Source organism: Faecalibacterium sp., assembly GCF_052358865.1.
Lineage (GTDB): Bacteria > Bacillota > Clostridia > Oscillospirales > Ruminococcaceae > Faecalibacterium > Faecalibacterium butyricigenerans.
In genome coordinates, this window is record NZ_DAWCVJ010000006.1 from 1 (window position 1) to 19020 (window position 19020).

Sequence of the window (19020 nt, forward strand, 5' to 3'; positions counted from 1 at the left end):
CCGCGACCCCCCCCCCCCCTCCCCCCCCCCCCCCCCCCAGGCCGACAAAAATGGACCAACGGGGCGACCCGGAATCATGGAGGAGCTGCAATGAAGATGGCAAAAAAATTAGTCGCTGTTCTGCTGACCGGTGTGCTGGCACTGTCCGTCCTGGCGGCCTGTTCCGGTAGTGCAGGGCCGCTGACGAAGGATAACGTCACGGATTATATCATTGACTACTACAAGGCGAATGGCTACCAAGCAGAAGAGGAACAGTCCATGGAGTCGGCAGCACAGGCTGTACTGGCTTATGTGAACTCTCAGATTGGCAAGAGCGCATATAACGGCATGGCGCTTCGAGAGGCATTCTCGGCTATTATCGAGGATGCGGACGAAAATACTCGGAAAGGGTGGATGAGTAGCGTCACGCTGAAGGAAGGCTATTTCTACTGTGTCAGCTGTGCATCTGTGAATGAGACGTATCGGACTGACCTTTTCAATCAGGGCAAAACGGCTTTGATTGCAGCGGTATTATCGAGCGATCAGTGCGAGATTCACAGCTATATTTGGGAACAGGCTCCGGAAAGATGGCCGAGCGATGCCGGTGTATGCGTCATTGAGGGTGTCATCGGCGGCAAAGAGTGCATGGTGTCGATGCTCCGGATTCCCAGCAGAGTTGCCGCTCATTATCCGAATAAGGGTGACGATAACGCCTCTGGCGACCCCTCTTCTAACGCGACCACAGAATAAACCCCAAAACAACAGCAGAGCCTCGGGCCATCGGCCCGAGGCTCTGCCTTTTTACGTTCGCGCTTTCTCCATCCGGAGCAGATAATAGAGCACCTCCACGAGGATGTTCGGCGAGAGGAGGGACGCTGCGTGGCTGCCCTCGATGAGCCGCTGTTCGCGGTTGGAGGCGGTCATCACATAGTCGGACAGATGGGCCAGCGGGCTGTGGCTGTCGCAGGTGATGAGCAGCACCGGCGCACCCCTCATCTTGGCGGCAGAGATCACCTCTTCCAGCCCGGCATCCCGCCCGGAGGTGGAGAACGCCATGAGGAGGTCTTTCGGGGTCAGCGTCTGCGCAAAAGCCAGCGTCTTTTCGTGGAGGGCGCTGGCGACGCACCGCTTGCCCAGATGACCGAACCGGATGGATGCATCCAGCGCCACCGGAAGGCTTCTGCCCTCGGACACCACCTCGATGACCTCGCAGCTGCGCAGCAGCGAGAGCACCCGCCGCAGCTGCCGGGTGTCGATGGCCTGAATGGTGGCCCGCAGCTCCTCTTCCCGGTTGGCCTGAATGTCCAGCAGGGCCTGACGCAGCTCGTCCTGCCCTTCCTCCCGGGTGCGCCGGGCGGTCTCCTGCTGCTCCATGGCATCCCGCGCCAGCGCCAGCTGGAATTTGCGGTAGTTCTCGAAGCCCAGCTTGTGGCACAGCCGGGTGATGGTGGCCTCGGACGAACTGCTCAGACGGGCCAGCTCGGCCGACGTACACATGGACGCCCGCTTTACATCTGCAAGAATGCAGTCCGCAATACGCCGCTCGGCGCTGTAAAGCTGGATGCCGGAACAGAGCAGAGTTACTACGCTTCCGGGGGCTTCGCACATAAGTGATCCCTCCTTGCATTATGCGCAAGATACAATTCCGCCTAGACTTCTTTCTAAGATTGTAGCAGTTTTGACCAAGAAAATCAATTCAATTTCCAATAAAATTTTCATATGGCGGAGATGGACTTTTTATGACCGCTTTTGCATTCCATACGGTTTTGTTGAAAACTGACGCAAAAACGCCCCTCCGCAGGGGGCGGAGGGGCGTCGGGAAACAAATATTCAGCGCAGCTTAGTGCAGAATGGCAGCTCAGCAGCCTTCCTTCTCGGCCAGCTTGCGGCCCATCAGCACGCCCATGACGGAGGCCATCATCAGGCCGCGGGTCCAGCCGGAGGAGTCGCCGAGGCAGTGCAGGCCCTTGATGTTGGTGTCGAGGTTTGCGTCCATCTTGACCTTGTTGGAGTAGAACTTCAGCTCGGGGCTGTACAGCAGGGTCTCGTTGGCGGCAAAGCCGGGCACGACCATGTCCAGCATCTTGATGAACTCGATGATGTTGGTCATGGCGCGGTAGGGCATGGCGGCGGTGATGTCGCCGGCCACGGCGTCCTTCAGGGTGGGCTTGACGTTGGACTGAGCCAGCTCCTTCTGCCATGTCCGCTTGCCGTCGAGGATGTCGCCGTAGCGCTGGACCATGATGTGGCCTGCGCCCAGCATATTGGTCAGCTCGCCCACCTTCTGGGCGTAGGCGATGGGCTGGTTGAACGGTTCGGTGAAGTTGTGGGAGACGAGGATGGCGAGGTTGGTGTTCTCGCTCTTTTTCTCCTTGAAGCTGTGGCCGTTGACGACGGCGAGGTCGTTGTCGTAGTTCTCCTGCGCCACGAAGCCGCCGGGGTTCTGGCAGAAGGTGCGCACTTTGTTTTTCCAGGGCTTCGGGTAGCCGATGAGCTTGGACTCATAGAGTACCTTGTTCACCTTTTCCATGACCTCGTTGCGGCACTCGACGCGGACGCCGATGTCCACGGTGCCGGGCTTGTGGGCGATGTGGTGCTCGGCGCAGATCTTTTCGAGCCAGTCGGCGCCGCGGCGGCCGGTGCCGATGACCACGGTGTCGCCGTAGACGGCCCGGGGTTCGCCGCTGCCCTGACGCAGCAGCACGCCCTTGCACTCCTCGTTCTCGAGGATGATGTTCTCGCACTCGGTGGAGAAGAGCATCTCCACGCCGTTGTCGGCCAGATAGTTCTGGATGGCGAGGTAAAGCTCCTGTGCCTTCTCGGTGCCGAGGTGGCGGATGGGGCAGTCCACCAGCTTCAGACCGGCGTGGATGGCGTTCTTGCGGATCTCCTTGATGTCCTCGCCGGTGTAGATGCCCTCGACGTGGGGGTCTGCGCCGAACTCGAGGTAGATCTTGTCGGTGTAGTCGATCAGCTCCTGCGCAAACTCCTCGCCGATGAGGCTGGGCAGGTCGCCGCCGACCTCATAGGAGAGGCTCAGCTTGCCGTCGGAGAATGCGCCTGCGCCGGAGAAGCCGGTGGTGATGGCGCAGGTGGGGCGGCAGTTGACGCAGTGGCCAAGCTCTGCCTTGGGGCAGTGGCGCTTTTCCACCGGCTTGCCTTTTTCCACCAGCAGGATGTGCTTCTTGCTGCCGCGGCGCAGCAGCTCCACGGCGGTGAAGATACCGGCCGGGCCGGCACCAACGATGATGAGATCGTACTTTTCCATAGCTCTCTTTTTATCCTTTTGTGTTGATGATGTTTGGGGCTTATAGTTCGGTAACGGTTTGGTCTGCGGGCAGCGGGCTTGCCCTCTCAGTCATTGCTTCGCAATGCCAGCTCTCCCAAAGGGAGAGCCGTTGGCCTGCCGGGAGGCTTTCTGCCTCTCCCTTTGGGAGCAACAATGATGACCGCCGCCAGTGGCGGAAGCAGGAAATCATTGTTGGGGCCGCGGCCAGCAAGACGCACGCGAAGCGCTGTGGATGCTGGGTGCCGCAACCCGGGCAGTGGATGCGACCAGCGGGAGCAGACGGAGAGGGCAAGCCGCCTGAAGTTATTCCTCTTCCTGCTCCACCTCGGCGCTCTCGTCCACATGGTCCAGCTCCACGGCGGTCGCCTCCGCGTCGGCGTGGGCGATGTCCGGGGCGATGACGCCGTCGCCGTTCAGGTCCTTGCCGGTGACGGCCTCCAGCATCGACTGGGTCTCGGGGTGCAGCTTCATGAAGCGCCGGACGGCCAGCATGGTGTACAGCGCACTCAGCAGGTTGAGGGCGGCTTCGAGGATGAGGATGAGGCCGATGGCCATGACCAGCGTCTCCATCGTGCCGAAGGGGTCTACCACCATCACGATGCCCAGAATGACGCTGAGCACCGCCAGCAGCAGGAAGACCTTCCAGCTCGAATACGCACACCGGCGCAGCTCAAGGGCGTTCTGGACGCGGCCAAGGCTGTCGAAGATGATGAACAGGCCGAACACGATGGGCAGCACCCGGACGACGATGTCGCTGCGGATGATGAGGAACGCGCCCAGCGCCAGACAGACGAGGCCCGAGATGAGGGTGAGCTGGCTCTGGAACACGCCGCGCTCTACGACAAAATAGCGCACCAGCTGCACGGCTGCGCAGGCCAGTACCACGCCGCCCAGTGCGTAGCAGACCACGTTGAGGGCCGTGCCGGGCACCATCAGCAAAAAGATGCCCAGTGCCAGATAGAGCAGGCTCATGAGGATGAGGTTCCACTTCAGCTTTTTTGCCATAGAGTTCACGTTCCTTTCGTCCACGAGGGGAGTTTTTATACAGCCGCGTCCTGCTCCTCATAGAGCGGGACGATGACGGTGCGGTTGATGCGGGCCATGAAGATGAGGCTCAGGGTCAGGCTGACCACTTCGGCGATGATGAAGGACCACCAGACCATATTCACCTCGCCGGTGCGGCTCAGCAGCCATGCGGCGGGGATGAGCACCACCAGCTGGCGGCAGATGGAGACGGTGAGGCTGAACACGCCGTTGCCCAGTGCCTGAAACACCGAGCTGAGCACGATGCCCGCGCCCGCCAGCAGGAAGTGGGGGCAGATGATGCGCAGAGCCGGGATGCCGATGGCCAGCATGGCGTCGCTGGCGGCAAAGAGGCTCAGCAGCTTATCCGGCAGGAACTGGAAGATGCAGAAGCCCACCAGCATGATGCACTCGGCGTAGAGGACTGCGAGGCGGATGGTCTTTTTGACCCGCTCCGGCCTGCGTGCGCCGTAGTTGTAGCTGATGATGGGCACCATGCCGTTGTTCATGCCGAAGATGGGCATGAAGACGAAGCTCTGCAGCTTGAAATAGACGCCGAAGACCGCCACCGCCGTGGCCGAGAAGGCCATCAGGATCTGATTCATGAAGAAGGTCATGACGCTGCCCACGCACTGCATGGCGATGCTGGGCAGACCGACGGTGTAGATGCGGCCGATGGCCTTGGCGCTGGGGCGGAAGCCCCGGAAGCTGATCTGGATGTCGGGGTTTTTGTTGAGGTTGAAGTACAGCGTCATGCCCGCGCCGCAGAACTGGCCGATGACGGTGGCCACAGCAGCGCCGGTGGTGCCGGACAGGGCCTCGCCGCAGTAGCCGAAGATGAAGATGGGGTCCAGCACGATGTTCACCACAGCGCCCACCAGCTGGCTGATCATGCTGAGGTGGGTGCGGCCGGTGGCGGCCAGCAGCTTTTCGCCCATGGTCTGGGTGAAGAGGCCGAGGCTGAGGACGCAGCAGATGCTCAGATACAGGATGCCCTGCCGGGCGATGTCCATGTCCGAGGTCTGGGCGTAGAAGTAGGGCTTCATGCAGGTGAGGCCGATGAGGAGGAAGACGGCGTAGCTGCACAGGGACAGAAAAATGCCGTTTTCGGCGGTCTTGTTGGCCCGCTCCTGATCCTTTTCGCCGAGGCTCTTGGAGAGCAGGGCGTTGACGCCGACGCCGGTGCCGACGCCTACGGCGATCATGACGTTCTGCAATGAGAACGCCAGCGAAACGGCGGTCAGGGCGTTCTCGCTGACGTGGGACACGAAGATGGAGTCCACCACGTTGTAGAGGGCCTGCACCAGCATGGATATCATCATCGGTACGCTGAGCTTGATGAGCAGAGGATTGATGTCCATCGTGCCCATAATGTTTTCCCGCACATCTGCGGGAGCGGTCTGGGGCTGCTTGTTTTCCACGGTTTCTCCTTTTGCTGTTGATAACTTGGGGTTTGTGTGCTTTTTCTATGCCGCAAACGTGGGCAGAGCGCAAAAGCGCCCTACCCACGCAGCATCGTTGTTTTGTTCTGCCTCTCCGGGGAGACAGGGCCTTTAGCCCTCCATCGACTTTTCCTTGGCCTCTGCGGCGGCAAGGATCATCTGCACGCAGGCGTCGTGGCCCAGTGCGGCGTTGATGGCCAGATCGTAGTTGTGGGCATCGCCCCAGCGGTTCTGGGTGTAGTAATTGTAGTAGGCTGCGCGGTTGCGGTCGGTCTTCTCGACCTCATCCTTGATGCCCTTTTCGTCCTTGGCCTGCAGCATATTGTTCTCCTTGCCGTAGGCCAGACGCCACTCCTTGGGGGCGTAGACAAAGACGCGCAGCACATCCTTGCGGTCGCGCAGGACATAGTCGCCGCAACGGCCCACGATGACGCAGGGGCCTTCGTCGGCCAGCTGCTTGATGATGCGGCTCTGCAGGATGAAGACCTGATCGCCCAGAGGAAGGTCGTTGCCCATCGTATACAGGCTGTAGAGCAGGCTGTGGGTGTGCCGCTTCTCGCTGGCGGCCACGGCCTCCTCGGACAGTCCGGAATTTTTGGCTGCCATGGTGATCAGCTCCTTGTCGTAGAGCTTGATGCCCAGTGCGCGCGCCACATCCTTTGCGATGTAGCGTCCGCCGGTGCAGTACTCACGGCCCAAAGTGATGATCGTCTTTGCCATAATGTATTCCTCCCATATTGATGATTTATCCATTGAAAGCGTCTGGCGTGCCCCTCAGGGGGCAGGGGGCAGAGTGCTTTGGTTGGCTTCGGGGGCCGGCGGCGTGGTGGGCAGCCGCACTTCGGCAAACTGCATGGTGCCGGTCTGGTCGATGATGTAGATGCTGCAGCGTCCGCCGCTGGCCGTCTGCTCGGGCGGGAAGCGGAAGCCCCCCGTCCGCGTCCGCTCCATCCGCCGGAAGGTGCGGTGGGCGGTGGTGGCATGGGCCACGCCGTCGTGGGGGCTGCAGGCCGCCCAGCCGGAGAACTCGGCCGGGAGGAGCTGGCGCTGGCCCCGGAGGGACAGATACCAGCAGTCGTCCTCGGTGCTGTACTCGAAGCTGCAGGGGACGCGCCGGGGCCGGTCGGCCTCGATGTCCCGGGGCTTGGGGCGGAGAGCGATGGCCCGCCCGGTGAAGTAGCGGGCAAAGTCTGTCACCGCCATCGTGCAGTTCACCGCCCCGTCGCTGTCGGCGGTGGGGTCGTTGAGGAGGACGAAGTCGGCGAGGACGGCGTCGTCATGGCCGAAGCCCCGCAGGCCCATCCAGACGCCCACCGGGTCGCGCTGGCCCCGGATGCGGCGCTCGATGCGGACAGCCACCGAGCAGCCGTCGTGGATCTGTTCCCGCAGGTCTTTCAGGTCCATCCACGCCTGCCAGCAGGGGTAGCCGCAGCAGCCCGCTGCGGCCGCCGCAAAGGCGGCGTTGCCGGTGCTGCCGGTGGCCTTGTCGGCCATGATGTGGGCCACCTCCTCGGGCAGGATGTCCTCGCCCCAGCGGTTCATCAGCGCTGCCATCACCAGCGGCAGGTCCATCTCCCGCCCGAAACTGGGGTCGTGGGCGGAGAGGCAGTATTCCGGTAAGTAGAGGCGGCGGTTGATGGGGTGGCCGTCCTGCTTTTCCCACGCGAGAGGGCGGACCGCCGCCGACAACAGCCGGAGCGCCGGGGTGACTTTGTCGTCGTTGGTGGAGAGATTCACCTGAAGCTGGACGCCGGTGCCGCCGCCGGGCAGGGCCACGGTCACGGTGTCGCCCATCAGGAAGATGAGGCCGTCGTCGCTGTGGGCGTTGATGCTGCTCCGGGGGTAATCGGGCGCCCACTTGCCGAAGCTCATCCAGCCCGTCCAGTTGCCGCCTGCGTAGACCCGGCAGCGCACCTCCACCATGGTGTTCTGGGGCGCGTGGGCGTTCCAGCTGACGTTCAGATTACAGAAGGCCGGCATGGCGAACTCAGGCGTGGTATAGCTGCCGTATTGCAGATACCGCCCGGCCACGCTGTCCAGCACGACGCTGCCGTTGTCCAGCGCCACATTATCGAGCTGCCCGCGGGAAAACGTCTCCGTGCCCTGCAGCACCAGATTGTTCCGCTGTTCCATTGCACGCATCCCCTTTCCGCGTCATTGCGCTGTTTATTCTTCGCCGTCGCTGCGCTCCGAGGCCATCTCGGCCTCGTATTCGGCGTCGTGGAGCTTGCGGATGTTCTCCTCGATGTGGAACACCCGGTCGAGGTCGCCGTAGACGATCTGGCTGGTGATCTCCACCTGAAACCAGAAGCCGAACACCAGCATGAGCAGAAGGCCCAGCGGCATACAGAGGATGACGAGGCCCCAGAACAGCACCGTCACGAGGGACGCCGCCAGCGCGTGGGGCAGGAAGGCGATCATGCAGTTGACGCTGTTTTTGAGGGTCTGGCCGAGGGGCTGGTCCAGCAGGACGATCTGGGGCCACAGATAGGAGAAGAGCATATGGAAGAGGATGAGGTTGAGCACCGTGGCCACCCACATCCCCACGCCGACATTGGTGCCGTGGTAGAGCATATTGAAGCAGAAGTAGACGAGAAAGACCTGCACCGTGACCACGACGCAGTAGAGCATCCCCGGCAGGATGCTGGCCTTGAAGTTCTGCCGGAAGGCCTTGCGGTAGGTGGTCCACCAGTAGCCGGCCTCGTCGCGCAGGGCGCGCAGGACGGTGTCGTACATCCCCGCCAGCACCGGTCCGGCCAGAATGCCGCCCACGGCGGCGCTGAGGACCATGACCGGCAGGCTGTTCATCAGGAAGCCGATGTACACCAGACAGATGACCGGCAGAAAGCCCAGACAGGTGAGCAGGTTGGCAAGGAACATCCCGCTCATATCCCGGCCCACCAGCTCGAAGAAGCGGCCGACGCCGGTCTTGCGGGGGGCGTCCTTTTCCACGCCCGGGCCGGACTTGAAATCGTTTGCAGAAGGGAACAGACTCATGGTATGTGAATATCCTCTCTCGCTGTCTCTGGGACAGCTCACATTGCACAGCACGGTCTGGCATAAAACACCATTGTGCTGGCTTTCTGATTATAAATATACCCGGATTTTGTGGATTTTGCAAGCCGCAAAGCCCCCGAAATGTAAAAAAAGTGTTTCCTCTCCCTTTTTGGGGCGGAGTGTGTTACAATAGAGACGGCTTTTCAGCCGAAAGGAGGAATCTCTCTGTGAGCATTTTCCGCACCATTGCGATGTTCACCTATCTGTTTGGCTACATGATCGTCCACTATGGCGTGCTGCGCAAAGCTGAGCGCGCACAGGCCGCCGGCGACACCGAGACGGTGCGCCGTCTGGTGGAGCAGCATATCCCCCACTGGAGCCGGGGCATCCTGAACGTCACCGGCGTCCGGCTCAGCGTCGAGGGGCTGGACAACATCCCGAAAGAGGGACCCTGCGTTTTTGTGGCGAACCATCGCAGCTATTATGACATCCCCCTGCTGCTGGCCAGCCTCGACAAGCCCTACGGCATCCTCGCCAAGGAGGAGCTGGAAAAGATCCCCCTGCTCAGCCGCTGGATGAAGCTGCTGGGCTGTGTCTTCGTCCAGCGCGATGACGTCCGCGCCTCGGTGCGCGCCCTCAACGACGCCACCGCCATCGTAGAGAGCGGCAGGAGCTTCATCATCTTCCCCGAGGGCACCCGCTACAAGGGCGAGGAGGGCGGCGCCGGTGAGTTCAAAGCCGGTGCTTTCCGCATCGCTGTGAAGACTGAAACCCCGGTGGTGCCGGTGGCGATCTCCGGCGCACGGGGGCTGTTCGAGGCCCACGGCAACCGGACGACGCCCGGCACGGTGCGCATCCGGGTGCTGCCGCCCATCCAGACGGCGGGCATGAGCCGCGCTGAGCAGAAGGAACTGCCCGCCGCCGTCCGCCAGACCATTCTGGCACAGCTGTAACACAAAAACTGGGAGGACACTGCCGCATGGCAAGCTACCGTTACGAGCGCGACATCGACCCGAAGGACATCGCCCCCCGCAGGGAAAAACAGTACACCCGCAGGGAGCGCTGGGCCAACTGGTGGGACTATAACCTCAAGTGGGTCATCCTTATCGGCATCGCCGTGGTCTTTGTGGCCTACAACTTTATCGGGCAGTACTTCTTCGTCACCAAGCCCGACTACAACGTGGCCGTGGTGGCCCCTTACTACCTGCCCGAGGACACCGTGAACGCTTTGCAGGAAGCTCTGGCGGACTACGGCGAGGACCGCAACGGCGACGGCAAGGTGGTCGTGACCCTGAACGTCTACACCCTCGATTACGCCGAGGGCGAGACCCAGACCGAGAGCGACGCCTACCTGACCATGGCGGGCACCACCAAGCTTGCCGCCGATGTGCAGGGCGGCCTGAGCTCCGTCTTTCTGCTCTGGGACCCGGCAGGGTTTGAGGAGAACACCGGCTCGCTGCGGTATCTGGACGGCAGCCTGCCCGCCGCCGACAGCGACGAGGACTGGTGGAACATGGTCTATAAGTGGAGCGACTGCCCCGTGCTGGCGGGCCTCGACCTCGGCAGCTACGGCCCCGACACCACCCAGAGCCGCAGTGGGTCCAGTCAGGAGTATATGTCCCAGTTCTACGTCGGGATGAGGGGCGCATGGAACAGCGGCACCGCCGACAACCTCGCCGGCGGCGAGGAGCTGTGGCAGAAGCTGACGGCGGGGGCTGTCTCCACCGTTGTGCCGGAGGGCTGAGCCATGCGGTTCCGCGTTCGGCGCAAGGGCAGGGCGGGGCACATCAGCGTCCCCGAAAAGCCCGAGAAAAAGGCAGCGCCGCTAAAAGCCGCCGACCTCGACAACCCCTATGGCCGGGTGTTCGGCACCCCCCGCAGCAGGGAAGACCTGCGCAAACAGGACAGATAAGCAAAATGACCCTCTCCGACCGCCTCGGAGAGGGCTTTTTTGTTGCAATCTCTTCGCGTTGGCGGCCCCGGATTTGAAATATTCTCCACCCTCAAAGGGAGAGGCGCTTGTTGTTTCCTCGTCCGGGTTATGGTATACTTACTAGGTATCGTCCCAATAGGAGCTGAAATTTTACCCGAAGGATGTGGAACAGATGGACACACTGGAACAGGCCCGCGCTGAGATCGACGCGGTGGATGCGCAGCTGGCCGCCCTGTTTGAGCGGCGGATGGCCGCCGTGCTCAGCGTCGCCCAATACAAGCAGGCCCACGGCCTGCCGGTCTATGACGCCGCACGGGAGGCGGTGGTGCTGGAAAAGGCTGCGGCCCGCATTCAGGACCCCGCCCTCCGGCCCTACTACAGAGATCATGTCCAGAACATGATGGACGTCGCCAAGCAGTACGAGGCGGAGGTGCTGGGCGAGAACCGCGCCGCCTATCAGGGCGTGGAGGGCGCTTTTGCCCACATCGCGCTGCGGGCGCTCTTCCCCCACGCGGAGGCAGTGAGCTACCCGACGTGGGACGAGGTCTTCGAGGCCGTCCGGCGGGGGGACGCCGCCCACGGCGTCGTGCCCTTCGAGAACAGCCACGCGGGCGATGTCTCCGCCGTGCTGGACCTGTGCTATAACTACCCGGAGCTGTGGGTGGTGGACGTCTACGACCTGCCCATCTCCCAGAACCTGCTGGTCCTGCCCGGCACCCAGCTGGCCCAGCTCCGGCACGTCTACAGCCACCAGCAGGCCATCGCCCAGAGCGAGACGTTCTTAAAGCAGTTCCATCTGCCCGCCACAGCCATGCCGAATACGGCCATGGCGGCAAAGTTCGTGGCAGAGTCCGGCGACCCGTCCCAAGCCGCCATCGCCAGCGCGGAGACCGCTGCCCTCTACGGGCTGGAGGTCCTTGTGCCCAGCATCAACACCGACGGCGACAACACCACACGCTTCATCGTCCTCAGCCGCGAAAAGCCCACCGGGGGCAACCGCTTCTCGCTGCTCTTCACGCTGGACAACAAGCCCGGCAAGCTGGCTGAGGTCATTCAGGTCATCGGCCGGTTCGGCTACGACATGGAATCCATCAAGAGCCGTCCGCTGCCCCATGTTCCCTTCGATTACTATTTTTACGTCGAGCTGGTGGGAGACCCCGCCGACGACGAGACCGCCGCGCTGCTGCGCGAGCTGGATCATACCTGCCGCACCGTGCGGCTGTTAGGAGTGTATACGAAATGAGTGGATTTATCGGCACAAAGCTCACCATGAATCTGGGTGAGCGCAGCTATGACATCATCCTGAAAAACGGCGCACTGGAGAACCTGTACCAGTTCGCCCGCCTCGACCGCCGTGTGGCGGTGGTGACGGACGCAGGCGTCCCGGCAGAGTACGCCCAGCGGGTGGCCGACCAGTGCCGCGACGCAAAGATCATCACCGTGCCGCAGGGTGAGGCCAGCAAGAGCATGAAGATTCTGGAAAGTGTCCTGCGCCAGATGCTGGAGTTCAATATGGGCCGCGGCGACCTCGTCATCGCCGTGGGCGGCGGCGTCGTGGGCGATCTGGCGGGCTTTGCCGCCTCCATCTATATGCGGGGCATCGACTTCATCAACTGCCCCACCACCACTCTCTCCATGATCGACTCCTCCATCGGCGGCAAGACGGCGGTGGATCTGGGCGAGACGAAAAACATCGTCGGCTCCTTCTGGCAGCCCAAGCTGGTCATCGTGGATCCCAGCACCCTCGCCACCCTGCCCCGCCGCCAGTACATCAACGGTCTGGCCGAGTCGGTGAAGGCGAGCCTTCTGGCCGACCCGGAGCTGTTCGCTATCTTTGAAAAGGGCGACATCGACGAGCAGATCGGGGAGATCATCTATCGCAGCCTCCGCTTCAAGAAGAGCATCGTGGAGCAGGATGAGACCGAGCGCGGGATGCGCAAGGCCCTCAACTTCGGCCACACCATCGGCCACGGCATCGAGGCCGTCAAGGGCGTCAAGGGACGCCGCACCGTGGGCCTCTACCACGGCGAATGCGTGGCGCTGGGGATGCTGCCCATGATCGAATCCAAGGCATTGCAGAAGCGCGTCCGGGCGGTCTACCGCCGTCTGGGCCTGCCCCTGCGCACCGCCTACAATAAGGATAAAGTCTACGCCGAGATGCTCCACGACAAGAAGGCGCAGGGCGGACAGATCACTGTCATCAAGGTGCCGGGTCTGGGCTGCTGGCGTGCCGAGACCATCCCGGTGGAGGGCCTGCGCACCCTGCTGGGCATGGAGGACTGAGCCATGAAAAACACCTTTGGCAGCGCATTGGCGCTGACCATCTTCGGCGAGAGCCATGGCCGGGCCATCGGCGGCGTGCTGGACGGCATGGCCGCAGGGGTGCCGGTGGATGAGGAGTTCATCGCCGCCTGCATGGACAGGCGCCGCGCCCGGGGCGACGGCCTCTCCACCCCCCGGGTGGAGGCCGACCGGGTCCAGCTGCTCTCCGGCGTCGTGAACGGCCACACCACCGGCACAGCCATCGCCCTCATGATCGAAAACCAGAACACCCGCAGCGGCGACTACGCCAAGACCGCCGACCTGCTCCGCCCCGGCCATGCGGACTACACCGCCTATGCCAAATACCACGGCTTTCAGGATGCCCGGGGCGGCGGGCACTTCTCGGGCCGGATCACCGCCGCGCTGGTGGCGGGCGGGGCCATCGTGCTGGGGGCGCTGGGCCGCGCCGGCATCGACATCACCACCCACATCGCCCGCTGCGCCGGCCTCTCCGACACCCCCTTTGCACTGGACGATGCCGCTGCGCTGGCCGCGCAGGTCAGCGTGCTGGAAAATAAAGGCGAGGGCTTCGCGCTGCTGGATGCCTCCGTCGAAGAGCCGATGAAGGCGGCCATCCGCGCCGCCGGGGCGGAGGGCGACAGCGTGGGAGGCATCCTTGAGACAGCCATCCTCGGCCTGCCCGCCGGTGTGGGCGAGCCGTACTTTGACAGCGTGGAGAGCCTGCTCTCCCACATGGCCTTCTCCGTGCCTGCCATCAAGGGCATCGAGTTCGGCACCGGCTTCGGCTTCGCCGACCTGAAAGGCTCGGAGGCCAACGACGCCTTCCGCATGAAGGGAAACGCCATCGTCACCGCCACCAACCACAACGCCGGGGTCAACGGCGGCATCTCCAATGGGATGCCCGTGGTCTTCCGCACCGCCGTCAAGCCGACGCCCAGCATCTACAAGGAACAGGAGACGGTGGACTATCTTGCAAAGCAGGATGCACCCCTCTCCATTCAGGGCCGCCATGACCCCTGCATCGTGCCCCGTGCCGCCATCGTTCAGACCTGCGCCGCCGCGCTGGCTGTGGGCGACCTGCTGACGGCCCGCTACGGCACGGCATGGATGGAGCGGCCCACCAGCTACCGCAGGGAGGGACTGTGATGGAATACGGACTCATCGGCTCGAAGCTGGGCCACTCCTACTCGAAGCTCATCCACGAGATGCTCTGCGGCTACCGCTACGACCTCTGCCCCCTGCCCACCGAGGAGGAGGCCCGGGCCTTCCTCACCAAGCGGCAGTTCAAGGCCATCAATGTCACCATCCCCTATAAGCGGCTGGTGATGGAGTACTGCACCTACATCGACCCCCGGGCCAAGGCCATCGGCGCGGTGAACACTGTCGTCAACAAGAACGGCCTGCTCTACGGCTACAACACCGACTATCTCGGTTTTGCCCATCTGTGTGACGCCCACGGCGTCGATTTCGCGGGCAGGACCGTCCTCATCCTCGGCACCGGCGGCACCCACAACACCACCAGTGCCGTCGCCCGGGACAAGGGCGCGGCGAAGGTGCTGACCGTCAGCCGGACGCCCGACGCCGCCAAGGGCCAGCTCTCCTATGAGGAAGCTGTGTCCAGCGGCGCACAGATCGTCATCAACACCACCCCCGCCGGGATGTACCCCAACGTAGGGGTGTGCAGTCTGGATGTTGCCCGAATGCCCGGGCTGGAAGCGGTGCTGGACGTGGTGTATAACCCGGATAAGACCGAACTCATCCTGCGGGCTGAGGAGGCCGGCGTCCCGGTGGCCGTGGGAGGCCTCGAGATGCTGGTGGCGCAGGCGGTGTACGCCGCCGAATACTTCCTCAGCCGGAAGTTCGACGACGCGGCGGGGGAGATCCGCCGCATCACCGCCGCGCTCCGCCGCGATATGCTGAATGTGGCCCTCATCGGGATGCCCTCCAGCGGCAAGTCCACGGTGGGCCGTCTGCTGGCAGACAAGCTGGGCAAGCGGTTCATCGACCTCGACGAGGAGATCGTGAAGGCCGACGGCCGCAGTATCCCGGACATCTTCGCCGCCGAGGGCGAGGACGGCTTCCGGGCGCGGGAGTCGGCCCAGACCGCCCGCTTTGCAAAAGAGGGCCGTCAGCTGCTCTCCTGCGGCGGCGGCATCATCAAGCGGGGCGAAAATCTGCGCGCCCTGCACCAGAACGGCGTCGTGCTTTTTATCGACCGGCCTCTGGATGCGCTGACGGTGGGCGGCGGACGGCCTCTCTCGTCCAGCCCCGAGGCACTCAGGCAGATGGAGGCGGAGCGCCGCCCCCTGTATCTCGCGGCGGCAGATGCCGTCATCCCCAACAGCGGCACGGTGGAGGACGCCGTGGCCGCCGCAATGGAGGCTCTGGATGAAATTTTTAGTCATTAACGGCCCCAACCTCAATATGATGCACTTCACCGAGCCGGGCGTGGCCGGCCAGCTGGACTACAACGGCCTGCTGGATTATCTCGAGCTGTGCTGCACCCAGATGGGCCTCGAGGTGGAGTTTTTCCAGTCCAACCACGAGGGCGACCTCATCGATGAGATCCAGTCTGCCGCAGGCCGGGCAGACGGCATCATCCTGAATCCCGGCGGATACGCCCACTACAGCGTCGCCATCCTCGACGCGCTGCGGCTCTGCGGCGTGCCTGCCGTGGAGGTGCTGCTGAGCGAGCCGGACGAGCATGAGCCGTTCCGCAAGACGGACATCGTCTCCTTCGGCTGTCAGGGACACTTCATCGGTGAGGGCATCAGCGGCTATCTGCACGCTGCGGCCTATCTGACCCAGCTGCTTCGTCTGGACGGCAGCGCACACACCCATCTGGTCATGTGAGCGGAAAAGAAAGAGTGAAAGGAACGAAATTCTATGATCATCTCCACCAAAAAGGGCACCCCCAAGGAAGAACTGGAAAAGATCGTGGACCGCTTTGAAAAGCAGGGCCTCGACGTCACCCTCATCACCGGCAAGGACTACAATGTCTTCGGCCTCGTGGGCGACACGACGAAGATCGACGAGCGGGACGTCCTCGCCAACCCCTGGATCGACAACGTCACCCGCGTCTCTGCCCCCTATAAGCGGGCCAACCGCCTCTTCCACCCGGCAGACTCCGTCATCGACTGCGGCGGCGTCAAGATCGGCAGCAAGGAGAAGATCGCGGTCATGGCAGGCCCGTGCAGCATCGAGAGCGCGGAGCAGGCCCTCCGCATCGCGCAGGGCGTCAAGGCGGGCGGCGCGACCCTCTTCCGGGGCGGCGCATACAAGCCCCGCACCTCGCCCTACTCCTTTCAGGGCCTCGAGACCGAGGGCATCCTTGACATGGTGAAGGCCCGGGAGGCCACCGGTATGCCCATCGTCTCCGAGCTGATGAGCGAGGACCGCATCCCCGAGTTCGAGGAGTATGTGGACGTGGTGCAGATCGGTGCCCGCAATATGCAGAACTTCCAGCTGCTCAAGGCCGTGGGCAAGATGCATAAGCCCGTCCTGCTCAAGCGCGGCCTCTGCAACACCATCGAGGAGTGGATTATGAGCGCCGAGTACATCATGGCCGGAGGCAACGAGCAGGTCATCCTCTGCGAGCGGGGCATCCGCACCTTTGAGAAGTACACCCGCAACACCCTCGACCTCTCCGCTGTGCCCATCATCCACGAAAAGACCCACCTGCCCGTCATCGTGGACCCCAGCCACGCCACCGGCAAGGCGAACCTTGTGGAGCCGATGATGATCGCCGCCGTGGCCGCCGGTGCCGACGGCCTCGAGGTGGAGGTGCATTATGACCCCCGCCACGCATGGAGCGACGGCGCACAGTGCCTGACTCCGGAGGCCTTTGCGCAGGCTATGGCAAAGTGCCGTCAGGTCGCATGGGCCATCGGAAGGGATATGTAAGGGAAGCGGGCAAGCCGCCGGAAGGATTATTATGTTGGTAACGATAAAGCAAGCCCCCGGCGGCATCGGCGGGGCCATCACTGCGCCGCCCAGCAAGAGCATGGCCCACCGGGCGGTGCTCTGCGCTGCGCTGGCGAAGGGCACTTCTCACATCGGGAACCTCGAGTTCAGCAAGGACATCTCGGCCACCCTCTCCGCCGCCGGACAGCTCTGCGCCAAGGTGCGCACCGACCCGGACAGCGCCGTGGTAGAGGGTCTGGGACAGTTTCTCCCCGTCGAAGCCCCGGTGGACTGCTGCGAGAGCGGCAGCACCCTCCGCTTTCTCATCCCCATCGCCAGCCTCACCGGGCAGAGCGTGACCTTCGTGGGCCGGGGTCGGCTGATGGAACGGCCCCAGTCGGTGTACGAGGCATTATATCATGAGCAGTCTCTCCGCTTTGAGCCATCCCCGGCGGGCCTGACCGTCGAGGGCGCTCTGAAAAGCGGCGAGTACGAGCTGGCGGGCAATGTGTCGAGCCAGTTCATCAGCGGGCTGCTGTTCGCCCTGCCCCTGCTGGCAGGGGACAGCACCCTCCATCTCATCCCGCCGGTGGAGAGTCGCAGCTACATCGAGATGACCCGGGCGGCACAGCGCCGTTTTGGCGTCGAGAGCCGCTGGCAGGACGAGAACACTCTCTTCCTCCCGGGCGGGCAGCAGTATGCCCCCTGCGACTACACGGTGGAGGGAGATTACAGTCAGGCGGCGTTCCCGGCGGTGCTGGGGGCGGTGCAGGGCGGCGTGACCCTCAAGGGCCTGTCCGCCGACACCTTACAGGGTGATGCGGCCATCCTCGGCATCCTGCGCCGCTGCGGGGCAGAGCTGTCCGCCACCGATGAGGGCATCCGGCTCAGGAAAGCTCCCCTGCACGGCACCGACATCGACCTTGCCGACTGCCCCGACCTCGGCCCCGTGCTGATGGTGCTGGGCCTGTTCTGCGAGGGGACCACCATCATCCGCAACGCCGAGCGCCTCCGCATCAAGGAGAGCGACCGCATCGCGGCCATGGAAGCCGAGCTGCGGGCCTGCGGCGGCGTGCTGGAAAGCGAGGGCGGTACCATCACCATCCATGGCTGCGCAGGGAAGCTCCACACCCCCGCCGCACCCCTCCATGGCCACAACGACCACCGGGTGGTCATGAGCCTCACGGTGCTGGCGCTGGCCGCCGGGCTGCCCCTCTCCATCGACGACGCGGAGGCCGTGCAGAAGAGCTGGCCCCATTTCTTTGAAGCCATCAAGCCGTTAGGCGCGGAGGTAGAATATGCTGGATAAATCGAAGCGTTATCTCGTGGTGGGCCTCGGCCTGCTGGGCGGCAAATACGCCCTCGAGCTTTCCAAGGCCGGGTTCCATGTGGACGGCATCAACCGCAGCGAGGGGCATTTACAATACGCCCTCGACCACGGCTATATCGCCAGCGGCAAGACCCACGATTTCGAGGATCTCGTCGCGCAGGCCGACCACATCATCTTCGGTCTGTACCCCACGGCCCTCATCGACTGGTTCAGGACGTACGGCTCTCTTCTCAAGCCCGGCTGCATCTTTACCGATGTCTCCGGCGTCAAGACCGGCCTTGTGGAGCCGGTGCAGGCGATGTGCCCGGCAGGGGTGGAGTTCATCGCCAGCCATCCGATGGCGGGCCGTGAGACCTCCAGCGTCGAGCACGCGGCGGAGGTCAACTTTGCCCCTGCCAACTTCATCATCACCCCCACCGAGAAGAACACCCCCGAGGCGGTCCAGTGGGCGAAGGAGCTGGCTGAGGTGCTGGGCTTCCGCCACATCTGCACCCTGACCGTGCAGGAGCACGATAAGATGATCGGCTACGTCAGCCAGCTCTGCCATGCCATCGCCGTCAGCCTCATGTGCGCCAACGACAACTCCTCGCTCTGCGAGTACACAGGCGATTCCTTCCGGGACCTGACCCGCATCGCCCGCATCAACGAAAAGATGTGGGCTGAGTTGTTCCTCTGGAACAAGGAGAACCTCATCTCCGAGATCGACCAGTTCGACGCGGCCCTCGCCCAGCTGCGGGACGCCCTCGTGGCCGACGACCGGGACAAACTGGAAGAGATGTTCCGCCTGTCCACCCAGCGCCGCGCCGCATTCGACAAGAAGGACTCGTGACCGAAAGGAGGC

General features: G+C 63.3%; 19 protein-coding genes. 12 read left to right on the top strand and 7 right to left on the bottom strand.

The window, feature by feature from the left end:
- Window positions 1-90: 90 nt before the first annotated feature.
- Complete coding sequence (locus ACT8X9_RS02040) at window positions 91-729, top strand: hypothetical protein (protein WP_444267956.1); 639 nt, start codon at window positions 91-93, stop codon at window positions 727-729.
- 51 nt (window positions 730-780) lie between these two features.
- Here the strand turns inward: ACT8X9_RS02040 and ACT8X9_RS02045 are convergent, their stop codons facing one another.
- The 7 genes from ACT8X9_RS02045 to ACT8X9_RS02075 all read right to left on the bottom strand — a co-directional run bounded on the left by ACT8X9_RS02045 (window position 781) and on the right by ACT8X9_RS02075 (window position 8730).
- A complete protein-coding gene (locus ACT8X9_RS02045) occupies window positions 781-1587 on the bottom strand; it encodes a MurR/RpiR family transcriptional regulator (protein ID WP_412590538.1) in 807 nt (268 codons plus the stop codon).
- A gap of 250 nt (window positions 1588-1837) precedes the next feature.
- Window positions 1838-3247 (bottom strand): NAD(P)/FAD-dependent oxidoreductase, encoded by a 1410-nt coding sequence (locus ACT8X9_RS02050; RefSeq protein WP_227620094.1) that lies wholly within the window; start codon window positions 3245-3247, stop codon window positions 1838-1840.
- A 324-nt stretch (window positions 3248-3571) separates the two neighbouring features.
- Complete coding sequence (locus ACT8X9_RS02055; protein ID WP_249233765.1) at window positions 3572-4273, bottom strand: HdeD family acid-resistance protein; 702 nt, start codon at window positions 4271-4273, stop codon at window positions 3572-3574.
- A gap of 35 nt (window positions 4274-4308) precedes the next feature.
- Entirely contained in the window at window positions 4309-5712 is a 1404-nt protein-coding gene (locus tag ACT8X9_RS02060; RefSeq protein ID WP_444267957.1) for an MATE family efflux transporter, read from the bottom strand.
- A 132-nt stretch (window positions 5713-5844) separates the two neighbouring features.
- On the bottom strand, window positions 5845-6453 hold the full coding sequence (locus ACT8X9_RS02065; protein WP_227620097.1) for a cytidylate kinase-like family protein: 609 nt from the start codon (window positions 6451-6453) through the stop codon (window positions 5845-5847).
- Between the two features lie 54 nt (window positions 6454-6507).
- Window positions 6508-7866: a hypothetical protein gene (locus ACT8X9_RS02070; RefSeq protein WP_444267958.1), complete on the bottom strand. Its 1359-nt coding sequence runs from the start codon at window positions 7864-7866 to the stop codon at window positions 6508-6510.
- A gap of 33 nt (window positions 7867-7899) precedes the next feature.
- Window positions 7900-8730, bottom strand: coding sequence for a DUF624 domain-containing protein (locus ACT8X9_RS02075; protein ID WP_227620099.1), 831 nt, complete (start codon window positions 8728-8730; stop codon window positions 7900-7902).
- Between the two features lie 227 nt (window positions 8731-8957).
- Between ACT8X9_RS02075 and ACT8X9_RS02080 the strand changes: the two genes are divergently transcribed.
- The 11 genes from ACT8X9_RS02080 to ACT8X9_RS02130 all read left to right on the top strand — a co-directional run bounded on the left by ACT8X9_RS02080 (window position 8958) and on the right by ACT8X9_RS02130 (window position 19008).
- Window positions 8958-9683 carry a lysophospholipid acyltransferase family protein gene (locus tag ACT8X9_RS02080; protein ID WP_249233761.1) on the top strand — a complete coding sequence of 242 codons (726 nt, stop codon included), beginning with the start codon at window positions 8958-8960 and terminating at the stop codon, window positions 9681-9683.
- Window positions 9684-9709: 26 nt separating this feature from the next.
- Window positions 9710-10474 (top strand): hypothetical protein, encoded by a 765-nt coding sequence (locus tag ACT8X9_RS02085; protein WP_444267959.1) that lies wholly within the window; start codon window positions 9710-9712, stop codon window positions 10472-10474.
- Between the two features lie 3 nt (window positions 10475-10477).
- Window positions 10478-10642: a hypothetical protein gene (locus tag ACT8X9_RS02090; RefSeq protein ID WP_444267960.1), complete on the top strand. Its 165-nt coding sequence runs from the start codon at window positions 10478-10480 to the stop codon at window positions 10640-10642.
- Window positions 10643-10835: 193 nt separating this feature from the next.
- Complete coding sequence (locus tag ACT8X9_RS02095) at window positions 10836-11906, top strand: bifunctional chorismate mutase/prephenate dehydratase (protein ID WP_227620190.1); 1071 nt, start codon at window positions 10836-10838, stop codon at window positions 11904-11906.
- Window positions 11903-12946 (top strand): 3-dehydroquinate synthase, encoded by a 1044-nt coding sequence (gene aroB, locus ACT8X9_RS02100; RefSeq protein WP_249233759.1) that lies wholly within the window; start codon window positions 11903-11905, stop codon window positions 12944-12946. The genes ACT8X9_RS02095 and aroB overlap by 4 nt, the downstream gene beginning before the upstream one ends.
- A 3-nt stretch (window positions 12947-12949) precedes the next feature.
- Complete coding sequence (gene aroC, locus ACT8X9_RS02105; protein WP_444267961.1) at window positions 12950-14092, top strand: chorismate synthase; 1143 nt, start codon at window positions 12950-12952, stop codon at window positions 14090-14092.
- A complete protein-coding gene (locus ACT8X9_RS02110) occupies window positions 14092-15354 on the top strand; it encodes a shikimate kinase (RefSeq protein ID WP_444267962.1) in 1263 nt (420 codons plus the stop codon). The genes aroC and ACT8X9_RS02110 overlap by 1 nt, the downstream gene beginning before the upstream one ends.
- Window positions 15335-15799, top strand: a complete 465-nt coding sequence (locus ACT8X9_RS02115) for a type II 3-dehydroquinate dehydratase (protein WP_227620106.1) — start codon at window positions 15335-15337, stop codon at window positions 15797-15799. Before ACT8X9_RS02110 ends, ACT8X9_RS02115 begins: the two co-directional genes overlap by 20 nt.
- A gap of 33 nt (window positions 15800-15832) precedes the next feature.
- Entirely contained in the window at window positions 15833-16849 is a 1017-nt protein-coding gene (aroF, locus tag ACT8X9_RS02120) for a 3-deoxy-7-phosphoheptulonate synthase (RefSeq protein ID WP_227620107.1), read from the top strand.
- A gap of 31 nt (window positions 16850-16880) precedes the next feature.
- Window positions 16881-18158 carry a 3-phosphoshikimate 1-carboxyvinyltransferase gene (gene aroA, locus ACT8X9_RS02125; protein WP_444267963.1) on the top strand — a complete coding sequence of 426 codons (1278 nt, stop codon included), beginning with the start codon at window positions 16881-16883 and terminating at the stop codon, window positions 18156-18158.
- A complete protein-coding gene (locus tag ACT8X9_RS02130; protein ID WP_412590513.1) occupies window positions 18148-19008 on the top strand; it encodes a prephenate dehydrogenase in 861 nt (286 codons plus the stop codon). The genes aroA and ACT8X9_RS02130 overlap by 11 nt, the downstream gene beginning before the upstream one ends.
- Window positions 19009-19020: the final 12 nt, after the last annotated feature.